This is a genomic window from Actinoplanes sp. NPDC020271 (assembly GCF_044388125.1).
In the GTDB taxonomy this organism is placed as follows: Bacteria; Actinomycetota; Actinomycetes; order Mycobacteriales; family Micromonosporaceae; genus Actinoplanes.
Genome location: NZ_JBIRWQ010000019.1, coordinates 192,048 through 212,986, shown reverse-complemented (window position 1 = coordinate 212,986; position 20,939 = coordinate 192,048). Strand labels below are relative to the sequence as shown.

The window sequence follows — 20,939 nt, the reverse complement described above, 5'->3', positions numbered from 1 at the left end:
CGGTTCTTCTGGGGCCTGCGCCTGCATCTGATCTGCACGCCCGCAGGACTACCGATCGCCTGGTCGCTGGCCACTGCGAAAACCGATGAGCGTCAGGTCTTGGCCGCGGCGCTGGAGGAAGATCCCGATCTGCTCGCATCCCGGCCAGGGCAGCTGATCATCGCGGATAAGGGCTACGTCTCCGCTGAACTCGACCGATGGCTGGCTGAACGCGGAGCCCGGCTACTGCGACCCTCATACCGCAACCGGGCTCCGCACCCCGGAGAACACCTGCTCAAGCCCGTTCGCCAGCTCATCGAATCAGTCAACGACACCCTTAAAGGTCAACTCGACCTCGAACTGCACGGAGGCCGCAGCATCGAAGGCGTCGGCGCCCGCATCGCCCAACGCCTCCTCGCCATGACCGCAGCTATCTGGCACAACCGGGCAACCGGACAGCCTCTGACCAGGTCACTAATCGCGTATGACCACTGACCTCAGTTAGGACTTACTCATCTAGTGCATCGACCCCGTCCCGCGCAGGGAAGCCGCCCGGCCCCGCGAATCCGTCCACCGCAGGGATGTCACGCACAGTAAGACCGCCGGTCCCGGCAACCCAGGAATCGCCGTAGGACACGCGCCCGGAGAGGACAAAATCGGTCACCAACCTGGTGTCCCGAGCCGCATCCTCCATGAACAACGTCGGCGTAGCCCCTGCCAACTCCACCAGCCGGGCATCCGGCAAACCGTCCGCGAGCCGCCGGAAAACCTCCACCGGAATCTGTTCCTGGCTCTGCCGGTGCAATACCAGAACCGGCGCCCGAACCGACGCCAATTCCCCGGTCACATCGATTTCCTCCGCCGCCGAGAACCACGCCCGGGCAACCGCCGCGGTGGTCGCCGTCCGGAACGCTTCCGCCGTCCACCGCCCGGACGGCGCCGAATCCCATCCCAGCCACGCTGTCGCCACCGCGTCCGCGAACAGGCCCCAATCCTGCTCGACCAGCGACAACAACGCCTGCGTCTGAGCCGGCCGCATTGCTTCCCGCATCCGGGCGGCGCCACCGAACAGCACCAGTCGTTCGACCCGTTCCGGTTCCCGCGCCGCGAAGGCGATGGCCGTGGCCGTCGCGTGGTAATACCCCAGAAGGGACGCGCTGCGAATTCCGGCGTCGTCGAGAACGGCCCGCAGGTCCCGCAGGTGCGCGTCGACACCGAGGTCGGCGAGGTCGATCCGCCGATCCGACGCGCCCATTCCGCGCCCGTCGTAGAGCACGACCGTCATGTCCCGGGCGAGCCTTTCGTAGGCCGCGCGCAACGCCGGAATCCGCCACTGCGCGGAGATGTTGCTTAGCGACGGCATCCACACCAGCACCGGGCCCTGCCCGAACATCTGGTAACCGATCGTGACGCCGTCCTCGGCGCGGGCGAAACGCATCTCCACCCGTCCATTATCCCCACGGCCGCGAATAATGTCGTACCGGAAAGGCAATTCAAAAGATTTTATTGACTTTCCCGTACGCCGTGAAAGCTGGCAGGATCAGCCTATGCGCCGTATTTCTGAGCGAATCTCCAGCATCGCTGAATCCGCAACCCTGGCCGTGGACGCGAGGGCGAAGGCCCTGCGCGCCGCCGGCCGCCCGGTCATCGGTTTCGGGGCCGGTGAGCCTGATTTCCCCACCCCGGATTACATCGTGGAGGCGGCCGTCGAGGCGTGCCGTGACCCGCGCTCGCACAAGTACACGCCGGCCGCCGGCCAGCCCGCGCTGCGTGAGGCGATCGCGGCGGTGTCCGCGCACCCGGTCGAGCCGTCCCAGGTGATCGTCACGAATGGCGGGAAGCAGGGCGTCTACCAGGCTTTTGCCGCGCTTCTCGACCTGGGTGACGAGGTGCTGATCCCGGCTCCCTACTGGACGACCTATCCGGAGGCGGTGCAACTGGCCGGGGGTGTCCCGGTCGCGGTGAACACCGACGAGTCGACCGGGTATCTGGTGAGCGCCGACCAGCTCGAGGCCGCGCGAACCCCGCGTACCAAATTGTTGTTGATGTGTTCTCCGTCGAATCCGACGGGCGCAGTTTATTCACGCGAGCAGTTGCAAGAAATCGGCGACTGGGCCGTCGAGCACAATCTTTTCGTCGTCACCGACGAGATTTACCAGCATTTGGTGTACGGCGATGCGAAGTTCCATTCCTTTACCCGTCGGTGAAGGGCCTGCTCGGGCGCGGCCGGCTGCCGGGCACGTCGGCCGAGCTCGCGAATTTTGTTCTCGACGAGGCGGAGGTCGCGGTGGTGCCCGGGGAGGCGTTCGGCACGCCGGGTTACTTCCGTTTCTCGTATGCGCTGAGCGACGTTGATCTCCCCGAAGGGGTGTCCCGCATCGCGCGACTGGTGGAGAGAGCCGCCGCTTGATTGGCGGAGCGAGCCGGCCTGGCTGCGGAGAAAGCCGCCGCCTGAGGGTCGGAACGAGCCGGCCTGACTGCGGAGAAAGCCGCCGCCCGACACCGGTGGAGAGCGCCGCCGTCCAACCTGTGACGGACACCTCGATTCGCTGTGGGATCGAATGAAAACGGCCACGATGGCTCGGGCGGACACGGCGGAACGGGGGAGCGGTGACGGATTCGAAAGCGCGCACTGCGGACGATCTCGACGAGGCAGCACGCATCTTCACCGAGGTGCGGCCGCGGCTGTTCGGCATCGCCTATCGGATGCTGGGCAGTGCGAGCGAAGCCGAGGATCTGGTGCAGGATGTGTGGCTGCGCTGGCAGGCCTACGATCGCGCCTCCGTGCGGAGTCCGGCCGCGTTCCTGGCCACCACCACGACCCGGATGGCGATCAATGCGCTGCAGTCCGCGCGGGTTCGCCGGGAGACCTATGTCGGCCCGTGGCTGCCCGAGCCGGTCGACACCAGCGCCGATCCCTATCTGGGGGCCGAGCGTGGGGAGGCGCTCGCGTTCGCGGCTCTGCTGCTGATGGAGAAACTGACGCCGAGCGAACGCGCGGCCTACGTGCTGCGTGAGGCTTTCGATTATCCGTACGGGCAGATCGCCGACATTCTCCGGTCGACCGAACCCGCCGTCCGGCAATTGGTCAGTCGCGCCCGTAAACACGTCGCCGGTGAGCGGAAGACCAGGGTCGCCCCGGAGGCACAGAAGGATCTGCTCACCAAGTTCGTCGCGGCTGCCCGCACCGGTGACATGACCGCGCTGGAACGCCTTTTCGCCGCCGATGTCGCCAGTTACTCGGACGGCAACGGCGCGGTCAGGGTCGCCCGGATCCCGGTCCTCGGTGTCGAGCGGGTCACGAAATTCTTCGGCGCGCTGGCCTGGTATTGGGAGGGCATCGAGGTCGACTGGGTCGCGACGAACGGCGAGACGTCGGCAGTGCTGCGCCGGGACGGGGTTCTGCAGGGCGTGATGACGGTGGTCGCCGCGGAGGGCGGCATCGAGCGCATCCTCTGGATCGTGACCCCCGAGAAGGTCGCCGCTTTCGCGTGACGTATCGCTGGGAGCGGGCGGCTCACGACGTACGCGCAAATCGGGTTTGAAAGAGGGACTGCCGCCCACCTGCCGGAAGCAGGTGGGCGGTCAGTTTTACATAGTCGTCAATCAGTATTTGGTGGTGCAGATGGTGTAGTACGGGTTCGCGGTGCTGCCGCCGTCGTAGTAGAAATAGCAGGCCTTGGAAAGGTAGCCCGCGTCGTTCACCATCGGTCCCCAGGCCTGGCTCGCGCGATCCAGCCCGTCCAGGATGTAGTGCAGGCGCTCGGTGCCGCTGGAGGTGTAGTTGTACAGCGAGATCGAGCTGAGGAGCTGCGCGTTGTTCGACCAGCGGGCCCAGGCGGTGCGGCAGCGCGGGCTGTAGCGCAACTCGACGCCGGCGTAGGTGCCCCCGGGCTCATAGACGGCTCGGACCGTGGTCGCGTCCGCGGCGCAGGTCGCACCAGCGTACTTGTAGTTGTTCGGGTCCTTGCCGTCGCAGGTGGAGCCGCATCCGGTGGTCGCCAGCGTGGTGAACGTCGTGGACTTCGCGGCCAGCGCGGCGGGATCCACCTCGGCCAGGATCGAGCCGTCGGCCTGCGTGCTCACCGTGGCGGGCAGGTCCCACCCGGGCAGGAGGGTGGTCTCGGCGTGCGCGGAAACCGGCGCGACGCCGACCATTGTGGCTGCGGTGGCGGCCACCGTAAGCGCACGCACCCATCCGCGGAATTTCTGATAAGACATGTAATTCTCCCCGTGACCGGTGGATTCTTCGACAAGCAGAAAAGTATCTTAAGGACTTGCTCAAGTCGAGGTTTGCAGCGAGAAAAAAAATCTCGTGGCAAATGATCCGTGAATTGCTGTCAAGTCAGCCGAATCGCCGCTTGAACCATTCGGCGACAACGGTCACCGCGGCTGCGGAGACCGCGTAGGCCGCCGCCGCGAGCAGAGCGTTGGCCATGGCGACATGGTCACCGCTGAACGGCTGGACGACGTCCAGGAGCACGACGAGGACGACGGGGGCGAGGAATGCCACCGGCCAGGCCGGGCGCACCCGGAGCAGCCCGAGCAACGCCCATCCGACGAGTGGTAGCCCGACGAGGTAGCCGACAAAGATGGTCAGGTCGTAGATGCCCCAGTCGACGCGATCCTGCATCGCGAGCAGCACCGAGACTCCGAACCAGACCAGCACGTACCCCACCGCGGCGGCGGTCGCCGCGGCGGCCGGCGGTCGTAGCCGTCGCACCCGTCGTCCTTCTCTCATCGCTGGTTCAGTTCAGCACGTCGTTGACGACTTTCCCGTAGGCGACGTGCCCCTTGTCGTTGGGATGGAAGGAGGAGGCCTGGTCGAGGGGCTCGATCGCGTGGAGATAGGCGTCGGAGTCGCACGGGTGGTGCCCGTCGAACGCCGCATCCGGGTCGGCGAACCGAATATCGAGCCCGGGATACGCGGCCTTGGTGTCCGTGATGGCGTTCAGGGTCGTTGTCTTGACTTGTTCCGCGAGGTCGTTCATCCACTTTTGCTTGTCCGGCGAGTACAGACTGCAGTACCCGTCGTTCCGGTCGAACAGGGCCGGATAGCCGACCACGACCACCTGAGCGTTCGGAGCGTGGGTATGGATTGCCTGGTAAACCGAGACCAAGTGACTGCGCAGGGCGACAACCAGCTTCGGCTCATAGGTGATGAGCGGCTCGGGGTCGACCACTGTCACCTTCTTGCCCTCGTCCCCCAACTCGCGAGGCAGCTTGAAATCGGACGCCAGGCAGTTCTTGATCACGGGTGGCAGGCATCCCTTGACGATGTCACCGAAGCCGACGTCGTTGCCGCCGATGCTCACCGTCACCAGGGTGGTGTCCCGGTCGAGCCAGCCCGAGTCGTCGATCTGGTTGACTTCGTTGTAGTGGTAGTTCTGGACGTAACCCCACTGGGTGTTCCAGGTGTTGGTGGTGTCGACGGAGTCCTGCGTCAGATCGACGGACTGGGCCCCGCTGCAGGCCAGGAGGTGGAAGTTCGCGGTGCCGCCGGCCGCTTCCAGGGCGATCGACGACGAGTGGCCGGGTGTGCGGATCTGATAGGCGTAGGCGCCGCCGTCCGAGCGGTGACAGTTGTCGTCGTCCAGAGTGGTGTCCGGCTCGTAAGGCGCCACACTCTCGCCGGAGGAGTAGGAGTCGCCGAGCGCCACGTAGTTCGCCGTCGGGCTCGAGGTGGGAATGAAAGCCATCGCGTCCCAGGAGATGTCGCCGCGGTCGACCCGGCTGACCGGGACGTTCTTGGTCGAGTCACTCAGTGACACCGAGGCACCGGCGGAGAGGTTGAACGAGCCCAGGTCGATCCACTCGTTCTGCTTCCAGTACTGGTTGACGATCCGGTGCCGGGTCTCGCCGTTGCCCAGGTTGATGATGTAGTCGGCTTCTCGGGTGGTCGCTCCGTGGATCTCCGGGACGTGCACCTTGATCCGGGTCCAGCCGGTCCTCGACGCGGGCGGCCTCCAGGTTCCGGTCACCCGCTGGAAGGAGTTCGTGTGGGTGAACCAGAAGTGCCCGCCGAAGCCGGAGCCGAGTTGGTGCAGGTCAATCTTGCCCTGGTAGATGACGCACTTGGTAGTGCACGTCGTGTTCTTCAGATTGTTGAAGCTGAAACTGAAGCTGCCCTGGTCGGTCCAGGCCTTGGTGCACAGGTCGCTGGTGACCGTGGTGTCGTCCACGACGGCCGCCGAGTGCAGGCCGTCCATCAGGCAGTCCGGCGGGTACACACGGACGCCCTGCGGCTCGGCGTCACCGGCCTGGTAGGTGGCGTTCTCCCGGCCGCATACCGTCGCGCAGGTCGTGTCGCTCCCGTACGTCTGGGCCACGTGCCACCAGCAGTGCAGGTTCGCCAGCTGGCAGGTGCCCGCGCCCGGGTGCCCGAAGTTGTCGTTGACACTGTTGGGCAGGCAGTGGTTGGTGGTCGTGACGCAGAACAGGTTCAGGTTGCTCGGCAGCCACGGGCTGGAACCGCCCCAGACACCAGGCACGAATGCCGCCCGCCAGGTCTGGTTGATGTAGTCGTAGCGGGCCACCGGACGGGCCGCCCAACCCAGCACCCGCTCCGGGTACGACCAGTGGTTGGGTACCTTGGCGTCGTCGTCGGAGAGGTGGAACGCCTTGCGGTCGGCCGGGTAGTTCGGGTTGGCCGGGTTGTTGCTCCAGCCGAGCCCCCAGTAACCGGCCGAGTCGGTGCAGGATGGCCCGGGCGAGCAGCCGGTGGTGTTCCCGAGGTCGGCGGTGGCCGGCTGGATGCCGGAGTTGTAGGCCCAGAGGGCGAACCACCAGTTCTCGATGAATTGCGGGTCGCCGCCGTTCAGCTTGACGCCCATCTGGTAGAGCGTGTTCCACTTGTCGATCAAGATATTCAGCGAGGCGGCGATGTTGGACGCGTAGTCGGTGGCGATCGCCTGCTGCTGCAGCGCCGTGTAGCTCCTCGTGCCGTCGGCCACTGCCATGCCTGAGGTCACCTGGCCGACACCGTACCCGCAGTCGACCTTGCTGAACGTGATCGTGTCACCGTAGAAGCCGCCCTGGTTGAAATTCCCGCGTTCGCCGTCGACCGCATGGGGGCTGGCCATCATCGTGTTCGACTCCTGAGCTAGCACGCCGAGCAGCACCTGCACCGGGACGTGCCCGCCGCCGAGCAGCGGGTGCAGCGGGAACAGGGCTTGCGGCTGCCAGGTCGAGGGCATGCCGGAACCCTCCCAGTTGGCCGGCCGGGACACCATCAGCTGGCCCTTGACCGCCAGGTCGGCCGCCCACTCGACCTGCTGGGAGGTGGCCTGGTAGGTCATCATGCTCGGGTCGTTGCGAGCCACCGCGCAGCCGCGGTCGGGGTCCCAGGGCACAGTGGCCGGGTCCACAGTGGCCAGTGAGGACTTGGGCGCGATCGGACCGGACGAGCTGGTGCCGGTCGTCCCGGGCGCGGGTGCGGCACCGTCGGTGTCGGTCACGGACGACGGGTTGACCGCGAAGCTCACCGGCTTGGCCGTCGCAGTGACATCGGCCGCGATCAGGGTCTGTCCGCCGCCGGGCCGCGCGGTCGCGGTCGACCGGGCCGAGGTGACGGCCAGTTCGCCCGTGGTCGAGATGTCCGAGTCCGCGGCGGCTGGGACGCGCTTCCAGCTCTTGGCCTTGGGCAGTGTGACCTGGTCGGCCCTCTGTCCGATGACGAAGACCCGTCCGCCCGCGGCTTGGAGCTGGACATCCCCGCCGGCGCCGTGCCCGAGCAGTGCGCTCTTGCCTCCGGCGAGGCGCCGTACCTGAGTATCCGAACCGTTCACGACCTCGTAGCCGAGGCCGCCGTCGAGGTCCGGGTGCAGGCGCAGCGGGCTGCCGTCGGCGGTGGTCAGGTTGCGCCGGGCACCGGTCGAGCCGAGGCTGATCAGCTGGTTGCCGTCGACTGCCGCGATCCCGTCCTGGTAGGGCACGGCCGAGCTGATCTGCTTGCGGATCTTCTGGCTGCGTCCGGCTTTGCCGCGGGCCGCGTCGACGACCGTGAGCGTGGAGTCGATGCCGGAATCAGTGGTCTGCTGAGCGGTGATCACGGCGGTCTCGCCGCTGCCGCAGCCCGGGTTGTAGTAGGCCAGCGAGGCGCGGAGGCCGAGTTTGTGCACCGTTCCGGTGGTCAGATCGACGGTCGCGACAAAACCGCCGCTCTCCATCCGGTCGGGATGGTTGGACGCCTCGACCGGGGCGTAGACGACCACCGCCCGCTGCCCGGAGCCAGTGGTGCAGGCCTGCCCGATCCACTGGCTGGTATCGACTCCCGGCTCGGACAGTGTGGCCACGGTGTTCCAGGAGTATCCGGATCTCTCGGTTGCGGCCAGCACGTGCAGGCCGTCGAGGTCACCGGCGACCGTCACCGCCCGGTCGGCCGAGCTGCGCCAGCCGCTGCGCAGGGTCTTGTCGGGTTCAGGGACGGCCGGCCGAGCCACCGGAGTGGCGGGCTTGGCGGGCGTGGCGGTGGGCTGGGGCGACGGGGCGGCGGCGACCGGCCCGGAGAGTCCCAGCGGCACCCCCACTGCTATGGCCGCGAGCAGAGCCGATGCTCTGCCTCTCTTCGATGGCATGGTGCCTCCCGATACCGGACTGACAGCGGCCGGAGCAGTGCCGACGCGACAGTGGCGTGCGGAACCGGGTGACCGCGTATCCGTCGCGGCCACCGAAGACGATCTCCCCCGTGCGACCGGACCGTATCAATCTGGAGGAATACTTACAACTGTTGATGAACTACCGCATATCAGGTACTACTGACCTAGCGGCGTGGAGTCGGGGGCGGCCTTCGGGTCATGGCCGACCATCTCCACGTTGATCCAGTTGTCCGTCAGCAACAGCGAGGAGCCGAATCCTGTACCGCTGTAGTGGTACCGGGTCGAGCCGGTTTTGCTGAACGACGTGTCGAACCACTCCTGGAACTTCGCGCGCTCAGCCGGCGGCACGACCGCCTGGAAGCACTCCTCGACGAAGTCGCGCGCCGCCGTGTCCCGGGTGCGGTCGACGCCCGGGCCACCGCCCATGCAACTGACGTAATGCGGCAGTCCGTCGGTGGCGCCGACGTCGAGCTGCACGCGGATCGACCGGCCCTTGTTCAGGTCGGCCGAGCCCGCGTAGTAGATCGATTCCACGTACCGGCCCATTGTCGTCTGGTTGGCCCGGGTCAGTTTCCACTTCGCCGCCAGCGTGCCGGTGATCGGTGCCGCTGAGGCGCCGGGGACGGCGGCAAAATTCCACACCTGCGAATCCGTGCTGCCCGCGCTCGGGGCCACGGCGCCCGACGGAGTCGTGCCGGTGGTACCGGCGGTGGCAGCACCGCCGATGGTTCCGGGGATCGTGGCTGCGCCGCTTGCTTCGCCGCCCAATGACGGTGTGACCGACGGTGTGACCGCCGAGGACGCAGGCCCTGCGGCCGGATGCGCCGGGTCGTCACCGCAGGCAGTGAGCGTGCCGACGGAGACGGCGAGGATGCTGGCCAGCAGGACGGCCCGGGCCGTCCCCGTTTGCGAGACCGGCACGGGACCCTCCTGAGTATCTAGTTCTCGAAGATCCATTACTCGATGATGTAATAGATGCGACGCGATGAAAGCAATGCCAGAACGTGAGAAAATATTCACATTGATCCAAGCCTGACGGTGCGTCTACCGTCTCCTCGGTCCTGCCGTGATCTTGACAAACCGGTCGAACGGCGGCCACGGGGAGGAAAGACGTGAATCGCCTGTTCAGGCGCCTGGCCTGGGTAGCCGTCGCCGTGCTGGCCGGCACCGTGCCGACAATCCTGATGGATCAACCCGCCCTTGCCGCGCCGCCCTGCTTCGGTGCCGCCTGCGACGGCAAGAGCCCGTTCGACACCACTGTGGTCAGCGGCTGCGGGACGTTCGTGCCCTATTTCCAGTCCGGCAGCAGCGACCGTGCAGTGCTCACCATCCGCTATTCCAGCACCTGCCACGCGGCTTATGCCGAGATGGTCATCCCCGACCCCGGTGGCACCGCTCAGCTCCACGCGCTGCTCCCGCTCTACATGCCGCAGAACGGGGGCCGCGCGTTGTCCGCCAAGACCATCGGTGTCAGCAGCACGGTGCAGGTGAGCACGCTCCTGGACTGGGACTATTCCCTGAAGGCCTGCTACATCCTGAACGAGCCGCCCCCGTACACCGACCCGGACCCCTACACCAACAAACAGTCGGACACGGGCAGTTTCTGCACGTTGTGGACGTGAGGCGAGCCATGGCCAAGGCGAGGAGAATCATGCGACGGGGCCAGCGGCTGCGAGCCGGTGTGGCATTCATGGCGGCGGCCGCGCTGGCCACCGTGGTCGGCTCGGCCGGTCCGGCTCAGGCCGCGCCGAAGGACGACGGGCACGTGCATCTGACCGGCAGCCGGGGAAAGCTTCCGGACCCGGCATCGGCGCTCGGCAGCGGGTACCGCGAATCCGGTGACGTGATCGCGAAGGGTGTCGGCGACGCCGGCGGCTTCCACGTCATGATTGCGCGGGAGAAGGACGCGTACGAGTGGAAGACGCTGGCCAGCCTGGGCACGAACCTGACCGGTCTCGGCTCGTTCACCGGTTACACCTGTGTGACCGGCTCCGGTAAATACGTCGTCGCGGTGTACGCCCCGGCCGTCGCCCTCAACAAGCCCGCGCTCGTCCGATCCGGCGGCTTCGCCGCGGTCGTGGACATGGCGACCGGACAGGTGCACGAGATCACCGGCGGGGTGGAGATCGCCTATTTCAACCCCGCGTGCGGCCCGACCGACCGGGTGCTGCTGACCCGATCGGTCGGTGACAATGATGAGCAGACGGACCTGCTGGCCGTCGACGCGGCCAGCGGCCGAGTGCTCAGTACACGCCGGGTGGACGCCCAGCTGACCTCGCCGACTGCGTCGGCCACCACCGACTACGGCATCGTGCGCGGCCGGCTGGTCCGCGTCGACGACGCGGGCGTCGCCCGCTCGGTGGCCACCGTGACAGGGCGTCCCTTCGCCGTCCGTGCGACCGCGCAAGGCTCTGTCGACGTGCTCACCGTGGTGGACGAGAAGGCGTTGGCGTGGCGTTACGACAAGACGAAGGTGACCGAGCTCGGCTCCGCGCCTCGCACCCGGTTGCAGCTCGAAGGGCTGGCCGGCGGGCGTAACGCGCTGATCGGCGACGTCTCCGGGCTGCATGCCAGCGGCAAGGCCGACCTGGTGACGGTCGCCAGCGACACCGGTGTGGAGGCGGTCTCGACCAAGGGTCACCTGCTGTTGCAGCGTGCGGCGAGCCGGCAGGTCACGCAGGGATCGGCGTCGGTCGAGGCCGACGACCACGTGGACATCGCGGTCAGGGCGCTGCACAGTGGCCGCGTAGCGACCGGGACGATCACCCCGGTCACGGTTCCGTCGGAGACCCCCAGTGCCGCTGCGGTCTCGCGGGCTGCCGCGCCGGCCGTGACGACCCTGGGCGTCGGCCCGGTGGGGGCGGTGGCCAAGCCGTCCTGCGCAGTCGAGCGCAACCAGCTCAACCGTCAGGTTCCGCAGCCGGACGTCCGGCAGGTGGAATGGGCTGTCGACCTGGCTGTCCACAACCGGCTCGACGTGCTGCGCCCGGACACCTACCTGAACACCCGGTTGCCCGGGTACCGGCCGCAGGACCTCTTCCCGTACCCGGACACGTCCGTGGCGGTGCCGGCCCAGTTGATGCTGGCGATTCTTGCCCAGGAGACCAACGAGGCACAGGCCAGCTGGCACGCTGTTCCGGGTGACGCCGGTAACCCGCTGGTGTCGGACTACTACGGCAACCGAAACACCGACATCGACAGCATCAACTACGACAACACGGACTGCGGCTACGGCATCGGCCAGGTGACCACCGGCATGCGGGCCGAGGACACCGAAGTGGTTCTCTCCAAGGCTCAGCAGGTGGCGGCCGCTACCGACTACGCCGCGAACATCGCCGCATCCCTGTACGTTCTGGTCGACAAATGGAAGCAGCTGAACGCGCTCGGCATGACGGTCAACGGCGGCGACCCGCACTACATCGAGAACTGGTATCTCGCCGCCTGGGGCTACAACACCGGTATCTACATGCCGGGCCAGCAGGGGACGAACTGGGGTTTGGGCTGGCTGAACAACCCGGCGAACCCGCGGTATCCGTACAACCGGGATCCCTTCCTCCGGGGCTCGCTCGACGACGCCTCGCATCCGGGCGACTGGCCGTACCAGGAGCGGATCATGGGGTGGGCCGAGCGGCCGCAGTGGCAGTGGATCGACGGGCTGCCCGCGCCGAAGTACCTGACGCCGACGTTCGGCACCGCGCCCGTGGTGCCTTCTCACCTGGATCTGCCGGCTGATCACCCCTCTGTTCGCTACTCGCTGTTCTGCAATGCCGTCGGTCAGGCGTGCGACTATGCGAACCAGAGCAATCCATGTCCCGCGAACAGCGACGCGTGCTGGTGGCACGGCAGCAGGAACTGGACCGACTGCCCGAGTGCTTGTGCCACTGAGAGGCTGCTGTTCACCCACAGTGACCCGGAGCCGGCCACGGAGCGAACCTATCCCAAGGATTGTGGGAAGCTGAAGGTTCCCAGCGGGGTCACCGCCACGGTGGTCGACGATCTACCCGACTCCGCCGCTGTGCCGGGCGCGATCAACGGGCCGCCGGAGACGGCGAACGGCTCGTACAACGTGCTCGGCTGCCCGGGCGAGGCGACCGGCGGAAAGTTCGCTCTGCGGGTGGGCTCCCCGGCCGGTGACGTTCCCCATGTCAACGCGGACGGTTCCGTCCAGACCTACGAGAACAGCCTCGCGCTCACCGCTCAGATCGACCTGCACCAGCTCGGTGCCGGCTATCAAGGTCACATGTGGTTCACCCACACCTATCCGGCGTCCCGGAAGGCCTATCACCGGGTGGTCGGGGCGTGGACACCGAACCTGAAGGCGGGCGCGGCCAAGTACGACGTCATCGTCCATCTCCCGAGCCACGGCGGGCAGGTGACCAACGCGCAGTACTACTACTACAACAGTGCGACGGCCGCGTCGGTCGGCAGCGCCACCTGCAAGATCAATCAGGACACCAACGGCGTCGACAAGTGGGTGAATCTCGGGACTTACACACTGTCGCCGGGCGCTCGCTTCCAGCTGACCAACGATGACGATTCGGCCAACGGCACCATCGATGTCGCCTTCGACGCGATGGCGTTCCTGTCGCCGGGCACCACCGCCAAGACGTGTGGCACGGACTACACGGGCTGACGACCCGCTCCCCAGGAGCTTTCGGCGTCAAGAGCGGCTTGCGGCGTACGCGCGAAGGGCCTTGACCTGACGGCCGCCCACCCGCTGGAAGCGGGTGGGCGGCCTGATGCCGGATCGGTCAGCGTTTTTTCTTCTTGCGGTCGCGATCGGCGGCGATGTCCTCGGCGTAGGTCGCCCCGCCGTCCGATTCCCGGCTGAGCGGCCGCGCACCGCCCTCGGGCGGCCCGGCCAGTGATTGTTCCCCGGCGGCGAGATGCGGGAATTTCAGGTCGAAGGCGGGCCGTTCCGATCGGATCCGCGGCATCTTGTCGAAGTTGCGCAGCGGCGGCGGGCTGCTCGTGGCCCATTCCAGCGAGTTGCCGTGCCCCCACGGGTCGTCGACGGTGACCAGCGTGCCGATCTTGTAGGAGCGCCACACGTTGTAGAGGAACGGCAGCGTGGCCGCGCCCAGGATGAACGAGCCGATCGACGAGATGGTGTTCAGCCCGGTGAAGCCGTCGGTGGGCAGGTAGTCCGCGTAGCGGCGCGGCATGCCTTTCGTGCCGACCCAGTGCTGCACGAGGAATGTGGTGTGGAATCCGATGAACGTGAGCCAGAAGTGCAGTTTGCCGAGGCGTTCGTCGAGCATCCGGCCGAACATCTTCGGGAACCAGAAATAGATGCCGGAGAAGACCGCGAACACGATCGTGCCGAAGAGCACGTAGTGGAAGTGGGCGACCACGAAGTACGAGTCGGAGACGTGGAAGTCCATCGGCGGCGAGGCCAGAATGATGCCGGACAGGCCGCCGAACAGGAACGTGACCAGGAAGCCGACCGCGAACAGCATCGGCGTCTCGAAACTGACCTGGCCGCGCCACATGGTGCCGATCCAGGTGAAGAACTTCATGCCGGTCGGCACGCCGATCATGAACGTGAGGAAGCTGAAGAACGGCAGCAGCACCTGACCGGTCGCATACATGTGGTGCGCCCACACGCTCATCGACAGCGCGGCGATCGCGATGGTGGCGGCGACCAGACCCTTGTAGCCGAAGAGCGGTTTGCGGCTGAAGACCGGAATGACCTCGGTGATGATGCCGAAGAACGGCAGGGCGATGATGTAGACCTCGGGGTGGCCGAAGAACCAGAACAGGTGCTGCCAGAGCATCGGGCCGCCGGTCTCCACGTCGAACACGTGCGCGCCGATCACCCGGTCGGCGGCGAGCGCGAAGAGCGCGGCCGCCAGGAACGGGAACACCATGATCGCGAGCAGTGCGGTGACCAGCATGTTCCACGTCATGATCGGCATCCGGAACATGGTCATGCCGGGCGCGCGCAGGGTCAGGATCGTGGTGATCAGGTTGACCGAGCCGAGGATCGTGCCGAGACCGGAGATGGCCAGGCCGACCACCCAGGCGTTGCCGCCGATGCCGGGCGAGTGCAGCGAGTCGCTCAGCGGGGTGTAGGCGAACCAGCCGAAGTCGGCCGCGCCGCCCGGCATGACGAAACCGGTCATGGCGGTCAGCGTGCCGAACAGGTACAGCCAGTACGCGAACGCGTTCAGCCGTGGGAACGCGACGTCGGGCGCACCGATCTGGATCGGCACCACGAAGTTGCCGAACGCGAACACGATCGGCGTCGCGAAGAACAGCAGCATCGCCGTGCCGTGCATGGTGAAGAGCTGGTTGTACTGCTCCGGTGACAGGAACTGCATGCCCGGCCGGGCCAGTTCGGCCCGGATCAGCAAGGCCATGATGCCACCGATGACATAGAAGATGATCGAGGTGACCATGTACATGATCCCGATCTGCTTCGCATCGGTGGTGCGCAGGGTCCGGGCCAGTGCCGACCCTCTCACCTGCCGGCGGACCGGATGAGGCCTGATCGGGGTGGGCCTCGGGGCGACGGTGGTCATCCAGACTCCTCGACTGCGCATACGGAGATCTACTGCTCACCCTCTGTTATAGGCTTCTTGCGCATTAAGTCGTGGCAGATCGGCTATTCCTCTTATGTCCGGATGGGGGACGGCATGCTGGAGGAGAAGGACCGCCGCGCCCTCGCGGACATCGAACAGCAGCTCCACGCGACCGACCCGGGGTTCGCCCGGCGGATGAGCGCGGCGCCCTGCCCGTTCCCGACCGTGTCGGCGCTCTGCGTCGCCACGTTCCTGGCCATGCCGTTCCTCGGCCTGTTCCTGGGCCCGCGCGCGGTGCTGGTCGAGCTCGACGTCGCCGCCACCGTGGTGATGATCGTGCTGGTCAGCCGGGCCGGAGCAGCGCGCTGATCGGCTTCCGGACCCGCGGCGCGAGGCCGTCCTGTCTCGCCTCGGCCGGCGGCGTCACCCCGGCCGAGCGCAGGATCGCCGGCCCCGGCACGCTCGCCGGGTAGCCTCCGCGCTCGTGGTTGATCAGCGCATACGCCATCAGCCAGTAGACCTCGTCCCGGGCGAGCGCCCCGGCAGGGTCGCCTCGACGATCGGCCGGGCTGTCATCGACAACACGGTCCGACCATGGCCACAGGTCAGGCCGGTACGGTGGGGATGCTGGCGAGCCGGCGGTGACCGACCTGCCACAGCGTCAGGACCAGCAGGCCGCCGACGAGCAGCCAGGCGGCCAGGTGAGCGCCGAACGCGCCGAGCAGGATCGCGCCGGCCGCGGACGGCAGGGCCCATCCGAGCGTCCATCGAAGCGCCGTGCCCGACCCGCCGATCGGGCCTGCGACCAGGAAGTACACGGCTGCACCGCCGCACAGCACCCAGCGGACGGCGGCGCTCGCGTGCCCGGACTCGCCGGCCAGCCCGCCCAGCCCGGCGGCGATCGCCACGATCGCGGCGGTGGTCAGGTAGTGCACCGGCATGGTCAGACGCAACGCCCGCAGCGCTTCGGAGGCCGGCGCGGCGTTCAGCGTCAGCCACCAGAGCGCGACCAGAAGACCGAAACCGATCAACCCCAGCAACCACATTCGGTACGACCATTCGTCCACCCCGGCGGCCGCGTTGACCAACTGCGCGACGGCCTCGCCGAGCACGATGATCACGAACAGTCCCAGCCGCTCGACCAGGTGCGGCCGATCCGCCGCGGCGGCCTGCGGCTCCGGGTCGGCCTCGTGCCACGGCGCGTACCGGCGGACCAGTCGCGTCGTCCACCGGCGCTGGTCGCGCTCGTAGTCGCGGCGCTCGGCGGCGAGCAGCCGTTCCGGCGAGCGCGACGCCAGCAGCGAGAACCCGATGTCGAAGACGATCCCCAGCGCCCACAGCCAGTAGCGCGCCGGGGCGTCGAAGCCGAGCGACGCCACCCACGGGATGAGGCCGAGCGCCTGGTGCACGCCCGGCCACTCGGTCATCACCTCGTTCTCCCGCTTCCACGAGGCGATGGCGAGCATGCGGCAGGCCAGGTACGCGACGATGAACGGCTGCGGCCGGTCGTGCTCGGCCAGCTGCGGGACGGACGCGGCCATCACGGCGATGCCGAACATCGCGGCCAGCATGGTGAGCAGGCGAGTCCGGGTGGCGGCGACGTTCGCGTACAGCGTGAAACCGGTCCACACGCTCCACATCGCGTAGTAGAGAACCGCGAAGATCAGCAGCTGCCGGCCGTCCGGTTCGCTGTGCAGCAGGTGGGCGAGCTGGGCGACGGCGGCGACGATCACCAGGTCGAAGAAGAGCTCCAGCCAGGTGGCGTGCCGTTCCTCGACGGCCATGGGTGACATGGCCGCGAATCTATCCTTTGGCGGCGACCGGCTCGGGGGCCGGGGCGGGCGCTTTCCCGGGGAGCAGGAACGAGACCAGGACGGCCACGCCGGTGAACCCGATCGACCACCAGAACGCGGTGTCGAACCCGGTGATCAGCGAACCGCTGCGCTGCGCCGAAGCCGCCAGCACGACGGTGAGCAGCGCGACCCCGACCGAGCCGCCGACCTGCTGCCCGATCCGGACCACGATGCTGGCGTGCGGCACCTGCTCCCGGGCCAGGCCGACGAAGGCCATCTGCATCAGCGGGATCACCACCATGCCCAGCCCGAGCCCGCGGACGAAGAGCGTGACCAGCAGCGGCCAGTTGGCGGTGCCGGCGTCGGCGAACCCGAACGGGACGGTCGCCAGCCCGGTCAGCACGAAACCGATCAGCGCCACGCCGCGCCCGCCGACCCGCTCCGTGAGACGGCCGGTGGCGGCGCGGCTGAGCAGCGAACCGACGCCCTGCGGGATCAGCAGCAGACCCGCGCCGAGCGCGTCCTCGCCCCGGACCTCCTGCCAGTAGAGGGGGAGCAGGATCATCGCGCCGTACAGGGAGGCCCCGGAGAGGAACATCAGCGCGGTCGACGTCCAGGTCGGCCGGGACCGCAGCACGGCCAGGTCGACCAGCGCCGTCCCGGGCCGCCGGACCGCCCACAGCACGAACCCGGTCAGCAGCACCGCCCCGGCGACGATCGGCAGGACCGCGCCGCCGCTGTCCGTGCCGTTGATCTCGGACAGCCCGTAGAGCAGCGCGACCAGCGCGGGGGAGAGCAGGGCCAGGCCGACCACGTCGAGACGCACGCGCGGGGACGGCCGGTCGGCCGGGAGCAGCCGGGCCGCGAGGAACAGGCCGATCAGGCAGAGCGGCACGTTGACCAGGAACAGCCAGCGCCAGTCGCCGGCGCCGAGGATCAGGCCGCCGATCACCGGGCCGAGGATGGGCCCGAGCGCGGCCGGCAGCGCGACCAGCGACATCAGCCGCCCCACGTCCTTACCCTGCACCTGCTGCATGATCATGGTCATCATCAGCGGCATCATCGCGCCGCCGCCGAGGCCCTGGACCACGCGGAAGCCGATCAGGCCGGCCGCGCTCCAGGCGAACGAGCAGAGCACCGAGCCGAGCAGGAACACGGTGAGCGCGGCGATCCACAGCCGCTTGCCGCCGAGCCGGCTCTGCAGCCAGCCGACGAGCGGGGTGACCACGCCGAGCGCCAGCAGGTAGGCGGTGCTCACCCACTGGATGGTGCTGACGTCGGCGTGCAGGTCGGTGGCGAGTTCGTGCAGCGCGACGCTGACGATCGTCGAGTCGAGGATGACCGTGATGCCGCCGGTGAGCACCGCGATCGCGGTGCGCAGGGCGGTCGGGTCGATACGGGTTCCGGACATCGGTACCGCCTTAAGGTACGCGAGCGTATCTAACTTTGGCCACCGTACGGCGCCGCGATAAGATACGCAAGTGACTCTTAAGGGCACCCGTCGCCGCGGCGCCGAGCTCGAGGACGCGATCCTCGACGCCGCCTGGGACGTGCTGGTCGAGCAGGGCTACCCCCATTTCACGTACGAGGCGGTGGCCGCCCGCGCCGAGACCAGCCGCCCGGTGCTCTACCGCCGCTGGCCGCAGCGCGACGACCTGCTCCTGGCGACCCTGCGCAAACACTGGTGGTCGCGGCCGATCCCGGTGCCCGACACCGGCAACCTGCGCGACGACGCGGTCGAGTTCCTGCGGCACGCCGCCGACGGCCGGTTCCGGCTGTTCACGCTGCTCAGCGTGCAGCTGATGGATTACTTCCGGGAGAGTGGGAGCAGCTTCGCCCAGTTGCGGGACACGCTGCGGACGCCCGGGCAGCCGAACTCGCTGGAGCGGATCGTGGCGCGGGCGGTCGCGCGGGGCGAGGTGCCGGACGTTCCCCGGCCGCCGCGGATGATCAGCCTGCCGTTCGACCTGTTCCGGCACGAGCTGCTGATGACGATGAAGCCGGTGCCGGACGAGGCGATCGTCGACATCGTGGAGCAGTTGTGGCTGCCGATGCTGGGTTACCGGCCGTCACCGCCGGCTGATTGAGCGCCGACCGGCGAGCCGCAGGGCCGGGATCAGGCGCGGCCCCGCGTCCAGCGGGCCACCGGACGGCCGCCGCTCCGCGCCGGGCGCGAGCGGCAACCGAACGGTGAACGTCGCGCCCGCGCCCGGGCGCCCCTCCGCCACGATCGTGCCCCCGTGCCCGGTGACGACTTCCCGAAGCAACGCCAGCCCCAGCCCGAAACGCCGCTCCCCGGCGCCCGCTCCGCGGTGGAAACGGTCGAAGATCCTCGCGGCGTCGGCCGGGTCGAACCCGTCACCGGTGTCGGCCACCACCAGCTCGGCGCCGGTTGCCAGGGTCCGCACGGTGACCGTGACGCACCCGTCGGGCGTGTGCGTCAGCGCGTTGGCCAGCAGTTCGCTCACCACCCGGCGCAGCGCCGACTCCACCCCGCTGACCAGCACCGTCCTCGGCGGGACGTCCAGCGAGATCGGGGTGGCCGAGTTCTGGGCCCGCTCGGTCTCCTCCGCGGCCAGCCGCGCCAGGTCCACCGGCTGCCCCGGCGGCAGGTTCCCCGGGTCGGCGGCGAGCCGCGCCGACAACAGCAATTCGTCGACGATCTCGCCGAGCCGCCGCGTCGTGCTGACCAGTCGGTCCAGGTCGCGCTGGTCGGTGCCGTCGCGCGCGGCCCGCCGGGCGAGGAGCTGGGCCCGGGTGTGTACTTGAGCGATCGGCGTCCGCAACTCGTGGCTCGCGTCGGCCACGAACCGGCGCTGCCGCCCGAGCGCCTCGGCCAGCGGCGCCACCGCCCGGTGCCCCACCATCATCGCGGTCAGCACCGCCGCGAACAGCCCGGCCGCCGCCGCGAGCAGGAACGCGGTCAGCAGATGCCGCCGGTCGGCGAGCTGGAAACGGGCGTCGAACACGGCCTGGACGATCACCTCACCGCGCGTCTGGGTGCGCACCCAGTAGGTGGTGCCGTCCCGGTCGACCTGCCGGTTCTGGGTGACGCCGGTGGCCACCACCCGGTCGACGTCACCGCGCAACGGCAGACCGGCCGGGGCGGCCCGGTCACCGTGGGCCAGGGTGCCGTCGGTCGCGTAGAAGAAGACCCAGGTGCACGCCGGCGGTCCGGCGATGACACCGTTCTGGAGGCCGTAGTCCAGCTCGCGGCCGATCTGGTCCTCCTGGCTGTGGCGCAACACCTCGTACGAGATGGCGCCGGCCATCGCCAGCAGCACTCCGATCGCGAGCCCGACGAGCAACCCGATCCGCCAGCGCGCCTGCCGCACCGCCCGCAGTTCCAGCGACTGGCTCACAGCGCCCCCAGCCGGTAGCCGAGGCCGTGCACGGTCTGCACCACGGGACGTCCCAGCTTGCGGCGCAGGTAGTAGACGTAGGTGTCCACGATCGACGCCGCCGCGGCCTCGTCGAACACCTTGCTGCGCAGCACCGCCCGCGAGTGCACCGCCCGGGGCCGTGCCGCCAGGACCCGCAGCAGCTCGAACTCGCGCGCCGACAGGGACACGCGGGTGCCGTCGGGAAGGGCGACGTCGCGTACCCCCAGGTCGAGGAACCCGTCCCCGAGACGCAGCACGTCAGTGGCGTCGGACGTGCGCCGGCACAGGGCACGGATCCGGGCGCTCAGCTCGTCCAGATCGAACGGTTTCACCAGGTAGTCGTCGGCGCCGGCGTCCAGCCCGGCGATCCGGTCGTCGACGGTGCCGAGCGCCGTCAGCATCAGCGCGCGGGCCGCGACCGCCCGCGCCCGCAGGCGGGTGATCAGGTCCAGGCCGTCGAGCGCGGGTAGCCGCCGGTCGATCACCAGCACGTCATATGGCCTGGTCAGGCCCAGGTGGAGACCGCGCTGGCCATCCGGGGCCTGGTCGACGTGATACCCCTCGTCGACCAGCGTCTCGGTGACCATCTCGCGCAGATCCGAGTCGTCCTCGACCACAAGAAGCCGGCGCATGACATCGAAGATCTCATATGTAGTGACGTTC

The 20,939-nt window shown here is 68.3% G+C and carries 19 protein-coding genes; 8 read left to right on the top strand and 11 right to left on the bottom strand.

Annotated elements, in window-relative coordinates; all coding sequences use genetic code 11:
- Window positions 1-474: transposase (locus ACH442_RS33545; RefSeq protein ID WP_396341979.1), on the top strand; the 474-nt coding region annotated here is incomplete at its 5' end.
- A gap of 13 nt (window positions 475-487) precedes the next feature.
- On the opposite strand, the gene ACH442_RS33540 is transcribed toward ACH442_RS33545, so the two are convergent.
- The gene (locus ACH442_RS33540) at window positions 488-1,471 is read right to left on the bottom strand and encodes an alpha/beta fold hydrolase (protein WP_396341980.1); all 984 of its coding nucleotides are present in this window, start codon (window positions 1,469-1,471) and stop codon (window positions 488-490) included.
- Between ACH442_RS33540 and ACH442_RS33535 the strand changes: the two genes are divergently transcribed.
- From ACH442_RS33535 to ACH442_RS33525, 3 genes are all read left to right on the top strand, one after another.
- Entirely contained in the window at window positions 1,452-2,186 is a 735-nt protein-coding gene (locus ACH442_RS33535; RefSeq protein WP_396341981.1) for an aminotransferase class I/II-fold pyridoxal phosphate-dependent enzyme, read from the top strand. The genes ACH442_RS33540 and ACH442_RS33535 overlap by 20 nt on opposite strands.
- Window positions 2,183-2,389, top strand: coding sequence for an aminotransferase class I/II-fold pyridoxal phosphate-dependent enzyme (locus tag ACH442_RS33530; protein ID WP_396341982.1), 207 nt, complete (start codon window positions 2,183-2,185; stop codon window positions 2,387-2,389). The genes ACH442_RS33535 and ACH442_RS33530 overlap by 4 nt, the downstream gene beginning before the upstream one ends.
- Window positions 2,390-2,589: 200 nt before the next feature.
- Window positions 2,590-3,474: an RNA polymerase sigma-70 factor gene (locus ACH442_RS33525; protein ID WP_396341983.1), complete on the top strand. Its 885-nt coding sequence runs from the start codon at window positions 2,590-2,592 to the stop codon at window positions 3,472-3,474.
- Window positions 3,475-3,585: 111 nt separating this feature from the next.
- Here the strand turns inward: ACH442_RS33525 and ACH442_RS33520 are convergent, their stop codons facing one another.
- The 4 genes from ACH442_RS33520 to ACH442_RS33505 form a co-directional block, all read right to left on the bottom strand.
- The gene (locus tag ACH442_RS33520) at window positions 3,586-4,200 is read right to left on the bottom strand and encodes a DUF2690 domain-containing protein (protein WP_396341984.1); all 615 of its coding nucleotides are present in this window, start codon (window positions 4,198-4,200) and stop codon (window positions 3,586-3,588) included.
- Window positions 4,201-4,324: 124 nt separating this feature from the next.
- On the bottom strand, window positions 4,325-4,702 hold the full coding sequence (locus tag ACH442_RS33515; protein ID WP_396341985.1) for a hypothetical protein: 378 nt from the start codon (window positions 4,700-4,702) through the stop codon (window positions 4,325-4,327).
- 25 nt (window positions 4,703-4,727) lie between these two features.
- Complete coding sequence (locus ACH442_RS33510) at window positions 4,728-8,555, bottom strand: GDSL-type esterase/lipase family protein (RefSeq protein WP_396341986.1); 3,828 nt, start codon at window positions 8,553-8,555, stop codon at window positions 4,728-4,730.
- 177 nt (window positions 8,556-8,732) lie between these two features.
- A complete protein-coding gene (locus ACH442_RS33505) occupies window positions 8,733-9,497 on the bottom strand; it encodes a hypothetical protein (protein ID WP_396341987.1) in 765 nt (254 codons plus the stop codon).
- A 191-nt stretch (window positions 9,498-9,688) separates the two neighbouring features.
- Between ACH442_RS33505 and ACH442_RS33500 the strand changes: the two genes are divergently transcribed.
- Complete coding sequence (locus ACH442_RS33500) at window positions 9,689-10,198, top strand: DUF2690 domain-containing protein (RefSeq protein ID WP_396341988.1); 510 nt, start codon at window positions 9,689-9,691, stop codon at window positions 10,196-10,198.
- A gap of 29 nt (window positions 10,199-10,227) precedes the next feature.
- The gene (locus ACH442_RS33495) at window positions 10,228-13,209 is read left to right on the top strand and encodes a hypothetical protein (protein ID WP_396341989.1); all 2,982 of its coding nucleotides are present in this window, start codon (window positions 10,228-10,230) and stop codon (window positions 13,207-13,209) included.
- 118 nt (window positions 13,210-13,327) lie between these two features.
- Here ACH442_RS33495 and ctaD read toward each other — a convergent pair whose 3' ends face one another.
- The gene (gene ctaD, locus ACH442_RS33490; RefSeq protein ID WP_396341990.1) at window positions 13,328-15,100 is read right to left on the bottom strand and encodes a cytochrome c oxidase subunit I; all 1,773 of its coding nucleotides are present in this window, start codon (window positions 15,098-15,100) and stop codon (window positions 13,328-13,330) included.
- Window positions 15,101-15,157: 57 nt separating this feature from the next.
- On the opposite strand from ctaD, the gene ACH442_RS33485 reads away from it, so the two are divergent.
- Window positions 15,158-15,469 (top strand): DUF3040 domain-containing protein, encoded by a 312-nt coding sequence (locus ACH442_RS33485; protein WP_396341991.1) that lies wholly within the window; start codon window positions 15,158-15,160, stop codon window positions 15,467-15,469.
- Here ACH442_RS33485 and ACH442_RS33480 read toward each other — a convergent pair.
- The 3 genes from ACH442_RS33480 to ACH442_RS33470 all read right to left on the bottom strand — a co-directional run bounded on the left by ACH442_RS33480 (window position 15,444) and on the right by ACH442_RS33470 (window position 18,304).
- Entirely contained in the window at window positions 15,444-15,608 is a 165-nt protein-coding gene (locus tag ACH442_RS33480) for a hypothetical protein (protein ID WP_396341992.1), read from the bottom strand. The genes ACH442_RS33485 and ACH442_RS33480 overlap by 26 nt on opposite strands.
- Window positions 15,609-15,705: 97 nt before the next feature.
- On the bottom strand, window positions 15,706-16,893 hold the full coding sequence (locus tag ACH442_RS33475; RefSeq protein ID WP_396341993.1) for a low temperature requirement protein A: 1,188 nt from the start codon (window positions 16,891-16,893) through the stop codon (window positions 15,706-15,708).
- Between the two features lie 10 nt (window positions 16,894-16,903).
- A complete protein-coding gene (locus tag ACH442_RS33470; RefSeq protein WP_396341994.1) occupies window positions 16,904-18,304 on the bottom strand; it encodes an MDR family MFS transporter in 1,401 nt (466 codons plus the stop codon).
- Window positions 18,305-18,374: 70 nt separating this feature from the next.
- Here ACH442_RS33470 and ACH442_RS33465 point away from each other — a divergent pair, with 70 nt between their 5' ends.
- Window positions 18,375-18,980: a TetR/AcrR family transcriptional regulator gene (locus tag ACH442_RS33465; protein ID WP_396341995.1), complete on the top strand. Its 606-nt coding sequence runs from the start codon at window positions 18,375-18,377 to the stop codon at window positions 18,978-18,980.
- Here the strand turns inward: ACH442_RS33465 and ACH442_RS33460 are convergent.
- Entirely contained in the window at window positions 18,963-20,255 is a 1,293-nt protein-coding gene (locus tag ACH442_RS33460) for a sensor histidine kinase (protein WP_396341996.1), read from the bottom strand. The two genes, ACH442_RS33465 and ACH442_RS33460, sit on opposite strands and share 18 nt — an antisense overlap.
- Window positions 20,252-20,908, bottom strand: coding sequence for a response regulator transcription factor (locus ACH442_RS33455; protein ID WP_396341997.1), 657 nt, complete (start codon window positions 20,906-20,908; stop codon window positions 20,252-20,254). Before ACH442_RS33455 ends, ACH442_RS33460 begins: the two co-directional genes overlap by 4 nt.
- Window positions 20,909-20,939: the final 31 nt, after the last annotated feature.